Source organism: Actinomadura rugatobispora (assembly GCF_055379765.1).
This window is the reverse complement of the sequence record NZ_AP029191.1, coordinates 573,126-587,282: the sequence shown is the minus strand read 5'-3', so window position 1 is coordinate 587,282 and position 14,157 is coordinate 573,126. Positions and strand designations below refer to the sequence as shown.

Here is a 14,157-nt window from a genome sequence, read left to right as displayed (position 1 = left end):
TCGGCCGTGAAGGCGATTACCGGCCACTGGGGGTAGGTTCGTCCGGGGTTGGGCCAACTAGACTCGCAATGGTGTTGGTGGGCACCACCCCGCGGGCCCGACATCGTCACGAATCACGAGTGGTAATTGATGGGTTACCAGTCCTGGGGAGCGAGGATGACGGCGAACGGCATCGACTGTGCCACCCTCGGGAGGGCGATCGGCCACATCTCGGCCGGGCACGTCCTGGCCTGCTCGAGGAGCGGGCAGGGGACGCGCTGGCGGAACGGGGAGCGCCTGGAGCACCTGTTCGAGGAGCGCTGCGATCTGCTGCGGGCGGAGGGCCCGCACGGCCAACCGGCCGTCGACGCCGGCGACTTCACGCTCACCTACGGCGAGCTGGACGCCCGGGCCAACCGGCTGGCCCGCCACCTGCTGGCGGGCGGGGTCGGGCCCGGTGACCGGGTCGGCCTGCTGTTCGACCGGGCCGTCCACTCCTACGTCGGCATGCTGGCCGTCCTGAAGATCAACGCGGTGTACGTGCCGCTGGATCCGGGCTACCCGCCCGACCGGCTGTCCTTCATCGCCGGGGACGCGGGCGTCCGGACGGTGCTGTCGCTGGCGCACCTGCGCGACCAGTTGCGGGACGCCGGGGCCGAGGTCCTCTGCCTGGACGAGGCGGAGCCGCGGGTCGCCGAGCGTCCCGGCCACCGCCTCACGGACGCGGAGAAGGGCGTCCCGGCCGACGACCTGTGCTACATCGTCTACACCTCGGGCTCGACGGGACGCCCCAAGGGCGTGGCGATCGAGCACTCCGCCATCTGCAACTTCGTGCGGGTCGCGGGCGAGGTGTACGGCATCGAGGGGTCGGACCGCGTGTACCAGGGGATGACGATCGCCTTCGACTTCTCGGTCGAGGAGATCTGGGTGCCCCTGGCGGCGGGGGCGACCCTGGTGCCCAGGCCGCCCGGCGCCGCGCTGGTCGGCGCCGAGCTGGGCGAGTTCCTGCGGGACCGGCGGATCAGCGCGCTGTGCTGCGTCCCGACGCTGCTGGCCACGCTGGACCGCGACGTTCCGGGGCTGCGCTTCCTGCTGGTCTCGGGCGAGGCGTGCCCGCAGGACCTGGTGGCGCGGTGGCACCGGCCCGGCCGCAGGTTCCTGAACGTCTACGGGCCGACGGAGGCGACCGTCACCGCGACCTGGACGGAGCTGCGTCCGGACCGGCCGGTCACGATCGGCGTCCCGCTGCCCACGTACTCGGTGGTCATCCTCGACCCGGTGGAGGACCGGGCGCTGGAGCCGGGGCGGAGCGGCGAGATCGGCATCGCGGGGCCGGGGCTGGCGGTCGGGTACGTCAACCGCGGCGATCTGACCCGGCGCCGGTTCGTGCGCGACTTCCTGGGGATCGAGCCGAACCCGTCGGGGCGGATCTACCGCACGGGGGACCTGGGCCGGTTCAACGCCGAGGGCGAGATCGAGTACCACGGGCGCATCGACACCCAGATCAAGATCCGGGGCTACCGGATCGAGCTGTCGGAGATCGAGTCGGTGCTGTCGGAGGTGCCGGGGATCGCGCAGGCGGTGGTGGGCACCTACGAGCCCGAGCCGGGAATGATCGAGCTCGTCGCGTACTACACCTGCCAGAACGGCCACGGCAACGGCCACGGGAGCGGCAACGGCCACGGCAACGGCCACGCCCTCGCTAACGGCCATGCCCACGGCAACGGCCACGTCCACGGCAACGGCCACGCCGGCGGCCACCACGCCAACGGCCACCGCGAGCGCCTGCACCGGCGCGCGCGGGAACGGCTGCCCGGTTACATGGTGCCGGCGTACTTCGAGGAGCTCGACGTCATCCCGATGCTCCCCAGCGACAAGGCCGACCGCAAACGGCTTCCGGTGCCCAAGGGCCCGCGCAGCATGGCCGTCTCCGGGAACGGCCACTCCGCTCCGTCGACCGCGACCGAGCGGCTCCTCGCCGCCATCCTCTGCGAGGTCATGCACCTGGAGAGCGTCCCGGCCGACGCCCATTTCTTCGAGGACCTGGGCGCGAACTCGCTGCTGATGGCGCGCTCCCTCGCCGCGCTGCGGGAGCGGTCGGGCCCGGCGGCGCTCTCGATGGCCGACGTCTACAAGAACCCGACGGTCAGGAAGCTGGCCGCGATGCTGGACGCCCCGGGCCCGGCGGCCGCCGGAGCGGCGGCCGAACACGCGAGCGGCGCGGACCAGGGCGGGGCCACGGCGGTGGTGCGGGCGCCGAGGCGGACCTCGCAGTACGTGCTGTGCGGCGTCCTGCAACTGCTGCTGTTCCTCGGGACCGTCTTCCTCAGCGCCCAGGTCGCCCTCGGGTACCAGTGGGTGACCGCCGCGTCGGGGCCCGTCGAGATCTACCAGCGGGGCGTGCTCTACGGCTGCGTGTTCTTCGGGTTCCTGTGCGTCGTGCCGGTCCTGGCGAAATGGGCGCTCATCGGACGCTGGAAACCGTGCGAGATCCGCGTGTGGAGCCTGTCCTACGTGCGCTTCTGGACGGTGAAGACGCTGGTCCGGACCAGTCCGCTGATGCTCTTCGCCGGGTCCCCGCTGTACGTGCTCTACCTCAGGATGCTGGGGGCCAGGATAGGCCGCGGAGCGGTGATCTTCTCCCGCACCCCGGTGTGCACCGACCTGATCAGCGTCGGCGCCGGGACGGTGATCCGGGAGCGCGTCGCGATGGCCGGCTACCGCGCCGACGACGGCGTGATCACCACGGGGCGCGTCACCCTCGGCGCGGGCGCGTTCGCCGGCGAGCAGACCGTGCTCGACATCGGCACGGCCATGGGGGACCGGGCCCAGCTGGGCCACGCCTCCTCCCTGCACGCCTCGCAGGTCATCCCCGCGGGCGAGCGCTGGCACGGCTGCCCGGCCCGGCCCACCGGGTCCGCCACCGACTACGTCCCGATCCCCGGGGCCCGCTGCGGCACCCTGAGGAGGTTCGCCTACGGGTTCACGCAGCTGTTCGTCATGCTCACGGTCACCATGCCGCTGGCGACGGTGATCCTGGTCGAGGGATTCTCGTACGTCCCGGTGCTGGACCGGGTGATCGGCCCGCATCCGGCGGGGCTGGCCAGCGTGGCGTTCTTCCGGGACGCCCTGGTGATGTCGCTGGTGCTGTTCTTCGGCGGGGGGCTGGCCGGGCTGGTGCTGGTGGTCACCCTGCCGCGCCTGGTCGGCCTCCTGGTCAGGCCCGGCCGGGTCTACCGGCTCTACGGCATCCACTTCTGGGCCCAGAACGCGGTCAGGCGCGCCACGAACGCGAAGTTCTACACCCTGCTGTTCGGGGACAGCTCCTACATCGTTCCCTACCTGCGCGTGCTCGGGTACCGCTTCGCGCGCCCGATCGTGCAGACCGGCACCAACTTCGGCACGGAGCTGCGCCACCACTCGCCGTACCGGACCACGGTCGGCAGCGGGACGATGGTCTCCGACGGGCTGTCGATCATGAACGCCGACTACTCCAGCACCTCGTTCCGGGTGGCCGAGGTGCGGATCGGGGCGCGGACCTTCTTCGGCAACAACATCGTGCTGACACCGCAGTCCGCCATCGGCGACAACGTGCTGCTCGGGACGAAGACGGCGCTGCCCGTGGACGGCCGGCCCCGCGAGGGCATCGGGCTGCTGGGCTCGCCGCCCTTCGAGATCCCCCGGTTCGTCCAGCGCGACCGCGCCTTCGAGCACCTGGAGACGGGGGCGGAGTTCCGCCGGCGCCTTTCCGGCAAGAACCGCTACAACCTCGCCACGATGGGCCTTTTCCTGCTGGTGAGGTGGTTCGGCTTCTTCGTGGTGACCACGCTGTGGACGGTCTCCGAGGAGATGTTCCAGGGGAACCGGGCGCTGGCGATCGTCACGGCGGTCCTCACCAGCCTGGTGTCCGCCGTCGTCTACGCCGCGCTCGTCGAGCGCGCCGTGGCGGGGTTCCGCTCGCTCAGGCCCCGGCTGTGCTCGATCTACGACCCGTACTTCTGGTGGCACGAGCGCCTGTGGAAGCTGAGCGGGCCGACGCCGTTCAACGGCACCCCGTTCAGGAACCTGGTGTGGCGCCTCCAGGGCGTGCGGATGGGCCGCCGGGTCTTCGACGACGGCTGCCAGATGCCGGAGCGGACAACGGTCACCATCGGGGACGACGCCACGCTCAACGCCGGCTGCACGATCCAGTGCCACTCCCTGGAGGAGGGCGTCTTCAAGCTGGACCGCATCGCGCTCGGCGCTGGCTGCACGCTGGGGGTCGAGTCCTTCATCCACTACGGGGTGACGGTGGGGGAGGGCGCCACGGTCGACGCCGACTCCTTCCTCATGAAGGGCGAGGAGGTCCCGCCCAACGCCGTGTGGCGCGGGAACCCGGCCGGGCAGATCCGCGCGTCCGCCCGCGAGGTGGCCCCGCCGCCCCCGGTCACCGTCCCGGTCCCGGCCGGGGGCCTCCGCCGGGCCTTCCCGTGACATCTGTCATGTGACCTTGTGACGGGCCCACGTCTTCCCCTGTGGTCCGGCACTACCGGCGGCCGTCCGCGTCCTCCAGCCTGGATACGGAGATACCCCTCCACCGTATCCAGTCAGGGAGGCATTCATGATCGACACGTGCTCCGGCCACGGTTCCCGGATCGACGCGCCGTCCGGCGCCCCTTCGCACGGCCGCCGGCTGCGCTCCCGGTGGCCCGTCCTGGCGGGGATGGTCGCGGCCGGCCTCACCGCGTACGGCCTGGCCGAGGGTGCCGAGCTGGCGCCCGTCCTCACCGCGTCCGCGCTGGTCTACCTCGCCGCCGCCGCCCTGCGGAAGCCCGCGGCGGCGTGGCCGCTGTTCTGGGGAGCGTTCGCCGTCATCGCCCTCGCCAAGGTCATGGTCCCCGCCGTCGACCCCACGTGGGTCCTGCTCGGCACCGCGCTCGCCGCCGTGGTGTACGGCCTGCTCACCGGCGCGGCCCGCCCGGCCGAGGGGCTGCCGCTGCAGACGGTCGCGATGGCCGGCTTCGGGCTGGTCGCGGCCGTCACCGTGGTCGCCGGCGCCGAGTTCGGGGCGTACCTGGTGGCGGCCGGGCTGCTCGGCCACGCCGCGTGGGACGTCCGCCACCACCGGACCGGCAAGGTCGTGGTGCGCTCGCTGGCCGAGTTCTGCTTCGTCCTGGACGCGCTGGCCGCCGTGGCCATGGTGATCGTCGCCGTGCGCGGCTGACCGGGGCGGCTCAGGGACGCGGGAGGAGGGCGGCGATCTCCCTCGTCCAGCGGCACGCGCAGGGCCGTGTTGATCCAGGACCGGAGCGCCGCCTCGGCGCTCTGGTCCGAAGGTCAGTCGCGCGGATGCGGCCGCCGCTGCCGGGCCACGGCGTCCTCGGCGCGGCGGCGCAGCTCGGTGCGGTCGATCTTGTACGTGGCGTTCACCGGCAGGTCGTCGAGCCACACCACGATGTCGGGCGCCTTGTAGTCCGCGATCCGGCCGCGGCACCACGCCCGGATCTCCGCGGTCTCCGGGGGCGGCCCCGCGCCGGCCGGGACGGCGAAGGCGACGCCCAGCTCCCCGATCACCGGCGCGGGCGCGCCCACGACCGTGGCCCGCTGGATCCGCGGATGGGCCAGCAGCACCGGCTCCACCTCCGACGGATGCACGTTGTAGCCGCCGCGGATGTACGCGTCGTCCGCTCGCCCGACGATCGTGAGGTTGCCGGCCGCGTCCAGCGAGCCCAGGTCGCTGGAGGCGATCCAGCCGTCGGGGGCCATGGTCTCGGCGGTCGGCCCGGGCTCCCGCCAGTACCCGCGCATCGACCCCCGCGACCGCAGGTACACCCGGCCGGTCACGCCCGGGCCGAGCCGCGTGCCGTCCCCCGCGCGGATCTCCGCCCGGACGCCCCCCAGGGCGCGTCCCACGGTCGAGGCGACCAGCTCGACGGGATCGTCCAGATCCGTCCCGAAGCACAGCGGCACCTCCGTGGAGGCGTACCGCACGACCACCGGGCAGCCCAGCCGCTCGCGCATCGCGCGCACCAGCGAGGGCGGCACGCGGCCGGCCCCGGTGGAGACCAGCCGGAGCCGCGACAGGTCCGCGCCCGCCAGCTCCTCCAGCGCGACCAGCTTCTCCCACTGGGTGGGCACGCCCTGCCCGACCGTGACGCGCTCGCGCACGAGCAGGTCCAGCATGCCGCGCGCCGTCCACTCGCGCGGCGTCAGGACCAGCGCGCTGCGGTGGATCAGCTGGTCGTGGACGCGGGTCATGAACGCCGCGTGGGCGAACGGCACCGGCATCAGCTTGCGGTCGCCGGGCCGGCTCAGCGGCCCCATCTCGCGCGCCATGATCTGCAGCGACCGGTGGTCGAACCAGGCGCCCTTGGGCCGCCCGGTCGTCCCGGTCGTCCAGACGATCACGGCCGGGTCCGCGGGGGACGACGGCGCCGCGCCCGCCATCTCCGCGCCGCCCTCCAGCAGTTCGGCGGGACTCCGGACGGCGGCCGCGCCGGCCGGCGGCAGCGATCCCGGAGCGTCGGTCACGATCACCGCGGGCGACGTCCTGCCGATGATGTGGGCGATCTCGTCCGGCCCCAGCCGGGGGTTGGCGGCCGTGACGATCGCGTTCAGCCGCATCGCCGCCACGTAGCACACGGCGAAGTCCGCGGAGGACGGCAGGACCAGGCAGACCACGTCGCCCGCCCGGACCCCCAGGCCGGACAGCGCGGCCGCGGCGATCCCCGACCGCCGCCACCACGCGCCGAAGGTGAGGCGCAGCTCGCCGTCGACGACGGCCTCGGCGCCGGGCGCCTCCCGCAGGACGGCGTCGAAGCACGCGTGCAGGCCGTTCGGGTCCGGGAACCGCCGCCGGCCGTCGCCGCTCATGCCGCCCCCTCGGAGCCGTGGACGGTCAGTGCCGGGCCCTCGTCCCCTCCGGAGACGACGCCGCGGCCGCGAGCACCTGCCGGACGACCTCCGGGCCCTCCTCGCCCCGCCGGGCGGCGACGCCCGCCAGCACGGTCGCGACCCGCTCGGCGAATGGAGCGCGCCTCAGCGAGCCCCCTTCCAGCAGCCGCCGGACGCGCGGCATCGCGGCCTCCGGACGCCCCGCCAGCACCCGGCGCAGGGCCAGGTCCAGCGGCTCGCCCGCCTGCGCGTCCCGGCCGTCCCGGATCTCCGAGATCGCACCGCCCAGCGCGCACTCGGAGACCAGCTCGTAGAGGTCGAAGGCGTCCTGCTCGGAGAACCCCTGCCGGACGCAGAGGCCCATGGCCGCCTCGATGTGGTCGGCCATCACCGTGGCGCCGAGGGCACCGTCGATGTACTGCTTCAGCAGCTCCGGGTCGGCGACGAACGCCCGCCGGGTGTAGTCGGCCCACTGGTAGCACCACGCCGCCCAGTGCCGGCCCTCGTCCCGGGGCAGCGTCATGCGCAGCCCCGACTGCTCGGCCGCCAGCCGCAGCAGCTCGTCGCGGCCCGACACGTGGTGGTAGAGCCCCGCGACGCTCACCCCCAGGCGCTCGGCGACCGAGCGCATCGTGAGCTCCTCCAGCGGCAGCTCGCCCGCCGCGCGGGCGATCGCCGCGCGGTCGATGCGCGGCGGCCGGCCCACCCGGCGGGAGCCCCCGCCGGACCGCCCGCCCGCCGGTCGTGCCGGCGCGTCGCCGCCCTCGGTCACCGCATCCCCTCGTCACTCGTGCCCGGCCCATGCCGGTCCGTGTCGAGGATGCCATGGCCGCCCGCGACCGTGGGCTCCTCGCCCCTCGGGGTGCTGGACGACCATCGCCGCCTCCCTTACCGGATGCATTTTCGAAATCCGTTCAAAAATGCATCGACGCGGCGCCCCTGTCAAGACCCCGGGTACCACGGCTCAGGAGGGCGGCTCGAAGGTCAGCCCGCGCAGCGCGGACTCGCCGAACAGCGGCTCGAAGAGCGCGGAGTAGTCCGGCCCGCGCCGCAGGTGGTGCCCGCCGTCGACGTTGAGGACCTGACCGGTGATCCAGGACGACTCCGGCCCGGCCAGGAAGCGCGCCGCGGCGGCGATGTCCTCGGGCTCGCCCACCCTGGAGATCGGCATGCAGGACAGGTAGTCGTCGAGGACGGGCCCGGGGCCGGTGATCCCCGCGACGAGCTCGGTGCGCACCAGGCCGGGCCGGATGCCGTTCACCCGGATCCCCGCGCCGCCCAGCTCGTCGGCGGCCAGCCGGACCAGGTGGTCGACGGCGGCCTTGGACACCCCGTAGGCGCCGAACCAGCGGTGGGTGCTGGACGCGGCGATCGAGGAGATCGCCACGACCGCCCCGCCGCCGGCGGCCGCCATCGCCCGCGCCGCGTGCTTGATGGTGAGCATGGTGCCGGTGACGTTGAGGTCCAGGGTGTCGCGCCAGGCGGCGGCGTCGAGCATGCCGACCGGGCCGATGGACCCGGAGCCGCCCGCGCTCGCGACCACCGCGCGCAGCGGGCCCCGCTCGGCCGCGGCCCGCACCGCGGCGGCGACCTGCTCCTCGTCGGTCACGTCCGCGACGACGTAGGACAGGCCGCCGGGCGCCGCCGCGACGGCCTCGCGCAGCCGGGCCTCGGTCCGGCCGCAGATGGTGACCGCGGCGCCGTCCGCCGCCAGCCGGGCCGCGCAGCCCAGCCCGATGCCGCTGCCGCCGCCGGTCACCAGCGCGGCCGTGCCCTCCAGGGCCTTGCCGCCGCCGGGATCGTCCATGCTCGCCTCGTCTCTGTGTCGGGGACGGGGGGTGCGGCGGCGACCGGCCGCCGCACCCGGTACGGCGGACGCTCAGCGCAGCCGCCACTCGGGGCGGCGCCCCGAGGCGAAGGCGCGCTGCCCCTCGGCCATGGTGTCCTCGTCGATGCTGAGCTGGACGAGCGTCTTGCCCACGTCCAGCGCCTGCCGGTGCCCCAGCTCCTGGGCGTACCAGACGGACCGCACGGTGGCCTGGACGGCGAGCGCCGGCTGGCTGGCGATGGCCTTCGCCGCCCGCGCCGCCGCCTCCCGCAGCTCCCCGGCGGGCACGACCTCCTGGACCAGGCCGATCTCGTAGGCGCGGCGCGCGGTCAGCCGCTCGTGCGCGCCCATCAGCGACATGCGCATGACCTCTCCCAGCGGCATGCGCTGCAGCATCAGCATCGGCTCGAACACCGCCGCCATCCCGGTCGTGGTGTGCGGGTCGAAGAAGGTGGCGTGCTCGGCGGCGATGATGAACTCCACCTCGCCCAGCATGTAGAACGCGCCGCCGCAGGCCATGCCGTTGACCGCGGCGATCACCGGCTTCCACAGCTGCGCCCCGGTCTTGGGCGGCAGCAGGTCGACCGGGTCGTTGGCGTGCAGGGGGGTGGCGCCGCGCTGCTGCCCGAACTCCTTCGGCGCGTCCGGGTTGCTCACGGCCCCGCGGTCGAGTCCCGTGCAGAACGCCTTGTCGCCCTCACCGGTCAGGACGATCGCCCTGACCTCGTCGTCCTCCCGGAGCGCCCGCCAGCACGCGTGCACCTCGCGCATCATCTCCAGGTCGAAGGCGTTGTGCACCTCGGGGCGGTTCAGCGTCACCCACGCGACACCGTCCTCGGTCTCGCAGCGGATGGTCTTGTAGTCCGGCATGCGGCGCTTCCTCCGTCGGTCGGTCAAATGAGGTCGAGCGAGCCCAGCTCCCGGATCGCGGCGCAGGAGCGGGCCGCCATGGTCAGGAACATCTCGTCGCCGCGCTCGGTCCGCGTCCCGTACGCGCAGCCCAGCACGGTGATGAGCGGTCCCTGGAGGGCGGCGAAACGGTAGTCCTCGAAGCAGGTGTCCAGGTCGTACCCTTTCACGCCGTACCAGGCCAGGGCCGCGTGGTACGCCTCCACCAGCGCCCGCTCATGCGCGGCCCGGTCACCGGGATCCAGGCTCGTGCACAGGAAGTACGCCAGGTCGCGCGCCGGATGGCCGATGCTGAGCGTCTGCCAGTCGACCGCCGTCACGCCCCGCCCCGGCGCGGGCGGGAAGAGCAGGTTGTCGAGGCGGTAGTCGCCGTGCACGAGCCCGAACCGGTCGGCGCGCGCCAGCACCCACGCGGCTATGGCGCCCGCGGTGTCCCGGAGCGTGCCCGCGTCACGCTCCGCGAGCCGTCCGGTGAAGCGCTCGACGAACGTCTCCACCGCCGGGCCGAACGCCCCGCCGAGACCGGCGGCGTCGTCCTCGCTCACGGCGCTCAGCCAGGGCAGGTCGAGCAGGGCCGGGTCGCACCAGCGGGGCCCGTGCAGCCCCGCCAGGTTGACGACCGCGTCGGCGGCCCGCTCCGGCGTGCACCCGGTGAGCTGGTCGCCCTGCGCTGCGGGGAACAGGTCGTCCAGCAGCAGGACGAACGTCGCGCCGTCCTCGGCCAGGGCGGCGTAGTGGCAGCGCGGCGTGCGCACCGCGACGGTCGCCGCCAGCTCCTCGTAGAACGACACCTCGGCGCGGTAGGCGGAGGCGAGGAAGGAGCGGACGGCCACGTCCTCGGAGGCCAGCTTGGCGACCAGCCGCCGCGGCACGCCCTCGGCCCCCTCCAGCTCCAGCCGGTAGCAGGCGCCGATCTGGCCCGAGCCGACCCGCCGCCGGTCCACCGCCGTCACGGTGCCGCCGAGGGCCTCGCTCAGCCATTCCGGGGTGAGGTCCGCCGCGTCGGCGACCACGGAAGCGCCCATCTCAGCTCCTTCCAGGGTTGAGGACCGCGCTCTTGGCGGCCGGGCCCGCCGGGCGCACCTCGCGGTAGGCCGCCACGACCGGCTCGACCTCGGCCGGGGTCACGCCGTGCAGGATGACGCCGTCCGCCCCGGCGCCGAACTGGTCGAGGACGCGGCGCGCGCACCGGTCCGGCGAGCCCGTCGCCGAGGCCGCGAGCCAGTGGTCCGGGAGGAGCCCGGCCAGGTGCTCCAGCTGCTCCGGCGTCGCGACGGCGTCGAACGCGCCGGAGAACCCCCGCACGAGCTCGTCGTCGCGGAAGCGCGCCAGGTCGGCGGGATCCCAGCCGTTCACGCGGACCAGCAGCTCGCCGTACCCCTGGAGGTAGGTGGTCAACCGCCCGACCAGCTTGCGCAGCCGCGCCTCCTCGTCGAGATGGTCGCCGACGGTGGCCAGCACCGACCACACCCGGACGGCGGCGGGGTCGCGCCCGGCCCGCTCCGCGCCGCGCCGGACGGCGGCCACCGAGCGCTGCAGGGTCTCGTCGGTGAAGAAGGTGTGCAGCACGACCCCGTCGGCCACCGCCCCGGCGAACTCCAGCGTCCGCCCGCCGATGGCGGTCAGCATGATCGGGATGTCCTCGTCGAACGAGGCGTCCTGCATCAGGTACGGGAAGTCGCCGGCCGGGCCGTGGTGGTCCACCACGGCCTCGCCCTTCCAGAGCCGCCGCAGGATGCCGATGGCGTCCTCCATCCGCGCCATCGTCACCCGCGGCAGCCCCATCACGTCGAAGAGCGGGTCGAACCCGCGGCCCAGGCCCAGCGCGAACCGGCCGCCGGTCAGCCGGTGCATCGTCGTGGCGAACGTGGCGGTCAGCAGCGGATGGCGGGTGTTGTGGTTGGTGGCCGCCGTCGCGATCCCGAGGCGCTCGCTCACCGCGCCGGCCGCGCCCGACAGCGTCGCGGCCTCCTTGGCGTTGAAGCGCTCCGACAGGAACACCGCGCCCAGGCCCAGCCGCTCGCCGTAGGCGACCTGCCCGAGCAGGTCGCGCGGCGTGCCGGAATGGCCCGCCAGCCCGTAGAAGCCGATCTCAGGGAGTTCGGGGAGTTCGGGGAGTTCGCTCATGTCAGCCTGCCTGCGCCGCGGTCGGGGTGAACCTCACCTTGAACGTCTCGTAGCCGGAGACGAAGTTGGCGGGCCGGCGGGCCGGCTCGCCGTCCTCCAGCGGCTCCATGTCGGGCAGCCGGGCCAGCAGCCGCTCGAACATCACCTTCAGCTCCAGCCGCGCCAGGCTGCTGCCCAGGCAGAAGTGCGGGCCGTTGCCGAAGGCGACGTGGTCGTTGGGGGACCGCCCGGCGTCGAACCGGAACGGGTCGTCGAAGACCTCCTCGTCCCGGTTGGCCGAGGGGTAGAGCAGCAGCATCTTGTCGCCCTCGCGGATCCGCCGCCCGCCCAGCTCGACGTCCTGGACCGCCGTCCGGTTCATGTTCTTGATCGGCGAGACCCAGCGCAGCATCTCCTCCACCGCGGCCGGGATCCCGCCCGGATCCTCGATCAGCGCCCGCCGCTGGCCGGGATGGACGCACAGCTGGTACATCCCGCCGGAGATCACGTGCCGGGTGGTCTCGTCGCCGCCGATGAGGATCAGCAGCGACTCCTGGACCAGCGAGTCCCGGTCCAGCCGGTCGCCGTCGATCTCGGCGTGGACGAGCACGCTGAGCAGGTCGCCGCGCGGCGCGGCCCGCCGCTCCTCGACCGCCCGGGAGGCGTACCCGGTGAACCCGGCGAACGCCTCGCCCGCCCTGACCAGCAGATCCGGATCGTCGCCCCCGGTCAGGGCGCGCACCATGTCGTCGGACCAGGTCAGCAGCCTCGCGCGGTCCTCCGGCGCGACGCCGAGCGCGTCGCCGATCACGATCAGCGGCAGCGGGGCGGCCAGGTCGGCGACGACGTCGCACTCGCCGCGCTCGCAGACCGCGTCGATGATCTCGTCGCAGACCCGGCGCAGGTAGTCCTCCTGCGCCGCCACCCGGCGCGGGGTGAAGCCGGCGCTGACCAGCCTGCGGCGGACCTTGTGCGCGGGATCGTCCATGTCGATCATCATCGACAGCGGGCCGGAGTCGGGCCGGATCCCGTGCGCGCTGGAGAACACCTCGGGCATCCGGGAGACCCGCCGGACGTCGGCGTGCCGGGAGATCCCCCACACGCCGGCGTTCTCGTCGCGGTAGACGGGCGCGTTCTCCCGCATCCACCGCAGCTCCTCGTGGGGATCGCGGCCCCAGAACTCGCCGCTGACCAGGTTGATGGCGTCGTTGACGGGGTGGTCGGTCATCGCCGCCGCTCCTCTCGGGGATCTCGGCGAACTCGGCGAACTCAGACGGCCGCGGACCGCTCGACCAGCAGGGGCAGGCTGGACAGGCCCCGCACGTTGCTGGAGTAGTGCCGCTCGACGCCGGTCTCGTCGAAGGTGAAGTCGGGGAAGCGCCGGAGCAGCTCCTCGAACGCGACCCGGGTCTCCAGCCGGGCCAGCGACGCGCCCAGGCACAGGTGCCGCCCGAACCCGAAGCTGACGTGCCGGTCGATGGCGCGGTGGATGTCGAACAGCTCGGGGTCGGGGTACTTGCGCTCGTCGTGGACGGCCGACCCGGTCACCAGGACGACCCGCCGCCCGGCCGGGATGACGGTGCCGTGCAGCTCGACGTCCTTGAGCGTCCAGCGGCCCTGGTAGTGCGAGGGCGGGTCCCAGCGCAGCATCTCCTCCACCGCGCCCGGGATCAGCGACGGGTCGGCCACCAGCTCGCGCCGCTGGTCGGGGTACCAGCTCAGCGCGATCACCCCGTTCGGGATGAGCTTGGCGACCGTCTCGTGCCCGGCGAAGGCCAGCTCCAGGAACCGGGAGGCCAGCTCGGCGTCGCTGAGCGAGCGCGTGCCGCCGTCCTCGTCCTCCACCGGCGTGTTCATCAGCAGCGTGATCACGTCGTCGCCCGGGTTGGCGCGCCGGTCCTTCACCAGCTCGGCCAGCAGCGCCCACAGCTCGGCGCTGGCCTCGTAGCCGTCGGGCGGCATGCTCATGTCCTCGGTGCGCGCGGCGATCCGGTCGCTGAGCTCGTGGATCCGCTCGCGCCGGTCCTCCGGGATGCCGATCAGCTCGCTGATGACGTCCAGCGGCAGCCGGAACGAGAAGTCCTGCACCAGGTCGAAGCGGTCGGCGTCCAGCAGCCGGTCCAGCAGCCTGGCGGCGGTGCGGCGGATGAACGGCTCCAGCAGGCCGATCCGCCGCTGGGTGAACAGCCGCGCGACCACCTTGCGGTGCATGGTGTGCTCGGGCGGGTCCTTGGTGATGAGGAACGGCGCGCCCTGGTCGGCGCCCTCGATCGTCACGCCGTGGGCGCTGGAGAAGACGTCGGTGTCCAGATGGGCGTCGATGACGTCCTGGTAGCGCGACAGGGCCCAGAAGTCCAGGTCCTCGTTGTGGTAGACGGGCGCCTCGTCGCGCAGGCGCCGGTAGATGGGGAACGGGTTGTGCACCGTTTCCTTCACGAAGGGGTTGTACTCGACCATTGAGC

At 73.5% G+C, this 14,157-nt stretch carries 10 protein-coding genes; 2 read left to right on the top strand and 8 right to left on the bottom strand.

Translation table 11 applies throughout. The features are described 5' to 3' along the window. The first annotated feature begins 156 nt into the window (after positions 1 to 156). Entirely contained in the window at positions 157 to 4,452 is a 4,296-nt protein-coding gene (locus tag ACZ466_RS02320; RefSeq protein ID WP_378287842.1) for a Pls/PosA family non-ribosomal peptide synthetase, read from the top strand. A 127-nt stretch (positions 4,453 to 4,579) separates the two neighbouring features. Then, complete coding sequence (locus tag ACZ466_RS02315; protein WP_378287841.1) at positions 4,580 to 5,182, top strand: hypothetical protein; 603 nt, start codon at positions 4,580 to 4,582, stop codon at positions 5,180 to 5,182. 113 nt (positions 5,183 to 5,295) lie between these two features. Here the strand turns inward: ACZ466_RS02315 and ACZ466_RS02310 are convergent, their stop codons facing one another. The 8 genes from ACZ466_RS02310 to ACZ466_RS02275 all read right to left on the bottom strand — a co-directional run bounded on the left by ACZ466_RS02310 (position 5,296) and on the right by ACZ466_RS02275 (position 14,152). After that, positions 5,296 to 6,831 (bottom strand): class I adenylate-forming enzyme family protein, encoded by a 1,536-nt coding sequence (locus ACZ466_RS02310; protein WP_378287840.1) that lies wholly within the window; start codon positions 6,829 to 6,831, stop codon positions 5,296 to 5,298. Between the two features lie 25 nt (positions 6,832 to 6,856). Next, positions 6,857 to 7,624: a TetR family transcriptional regulator gene (locus ACZ466_RS02305; protein WP_378287839.1), complete on the bottom strand. Its 768-nt coding sequence runs from the start codon at positions 7,622 to 7,624 to the stop codon at positions 6,857 to 6,859. Positions 7,625 to 7,816: 192 nt separating this feature from the next. After that, positions 7,817 to 8,659: an SDR family oxidoreductase gene (locus ACZ466_RS02300; RefSeq protein WP_378287838.1), complete on the bottom strand. Its 843-nt coding sequence runs from the start codon at positions 8,657 to 8,659 to the stop codon at positions 7,817 to 7,819. 72 nt (positions 8,660 to 8,731) lie between these two features. Then, positions 8,732 to 9,550, bottom strand: coding sequence for an enoyl-CoA hydratase/isomerase family protein (locus ACZ466_RS02295; RefSeq protein ID WP_378287837.1), 819 nt, complete (start codon positions 9,548 to 9,550; stop codon positions 8,732 to 8,734). A 23-nt stretch (positions 9,551 to 9,573) separates the two neighbouring features. Further along, positions 9,574 to 10,614, bottom strand: a complete 1,041-nt coding sequence (locus tag ACZ466_RS02290) for a phosphotransferase family protein (protein WP_378287836.1) — start codon at positions 10,612 to 10,614, stop codon at positions 9,574 to 9,576. Between the two features lies 1 nt (position 10,615). After that, positions 10,616 to 11,716, bottom strand: a complete 1,101-nt coding sequence (locus ACZ466_RS02285; RefSeq protein ID WP_378287835.1) for a TIGR03857 family LLM class F420-dependent oxidoreductase — start codon at positions 11,714 to 11,716, stop codon at positions 10,616 to 10,618. Position 11,717: 1 nt separating this feature from the next. Beyond that, positions 11,718 to 12,923 (bottom strand): cytochrome P450, encoded by a 1,206-nt coding sequence (locus ACZ466_RS02280; protein WP_378287834.1) that lies wholly within the window; start codon positions 12,921 to 12,923, stop codon positions 11,718 to 11,720. 41 nt (positions 12,924 to 12,964) lie between these two features. Continuing rightward, entirely contained in the window at positions 12,965 to 14,152 is a 1,188-nt protein-coding gene (locus tag ACZ466_RS02275; protein ID WP_378287833.1) for a cytochrome P450, read from the bottom strand. Positions 14,153 to 14,157: the final 5 nt, after the last annotated feature.

What these genes read in the sequence shown, in the direction of transcription:
- ACZ466_RS02280 (WP_378287834.1), bottom strand. Translation starts at nt 12,923, where the DNA reads ATGACCGACCACCCCGTCAACGACGCCATCAACCTGGTCAGCGGCGAG.
- ACZ466_RS02315 (WP_378287841.1), top strand. Translation starts at nt 4,580, where the DNA reads ATGATCGACACGTGCTCCGGCCACGGTTCCCGGATCGACGCGCCGTCC.
- ACZ466_RS02300 (WP_378287838.1), bottom strand. Translation starts at nt 8,659, where the DNA reads ATGGACGATCCCGGCGGCGGCAAGGCCCTGGAGGGCACGGCCGCGCTG.
- ACZ466_RS02275 (WP_378287833.1), bottom strand. Translation starts at nt 14,152, where the DNA reads ATGGTCGAGTACAACCCCTTCGTGAAGGAAACGGTGCACAACCCGTTC.
- ACZ466_RS02320 (WP_378287842.1), top strand. Translation starts at nt 157, where the DNA reads ATGACGGCGAACGGCATCGACTGTGCCACCCTCGGGAGGGCGATCGGC.
- ACZ466_RS02295 (WP_378287837.1), bottom strand. Translation starts at nt 9,550, where the DNA reads ATGCCGGACTACAAGACCATCCGCTGCGAGACCGAGGACGGTGTCGCG.
- ACZ466_RS02310 (WP_378287840.1), bottom strand. Translation starts at nt 6,831, where the DNA reads ATGAGCGGCGACGGCCGGCGGCGGTTCCCGGACCCGAACGGCCTGCAC.
- ACZ466_RS02285 (WP_378287835.1), bottom strand. Translation starts at nt 11,716, where the DNA reads ATGAGCGAACTCCCCGAACTCCCCGAACTCCCTGAGATCGGCTTCTAC.
- ACZ466_RS02290 (WP_378287836.1), bottom strand. Translation starts at nt 10,614, where the DNA reads ATGGGCGCTTCCGTGGTCGCCGACGCGGCGGACCTCACCCCGGAATGG.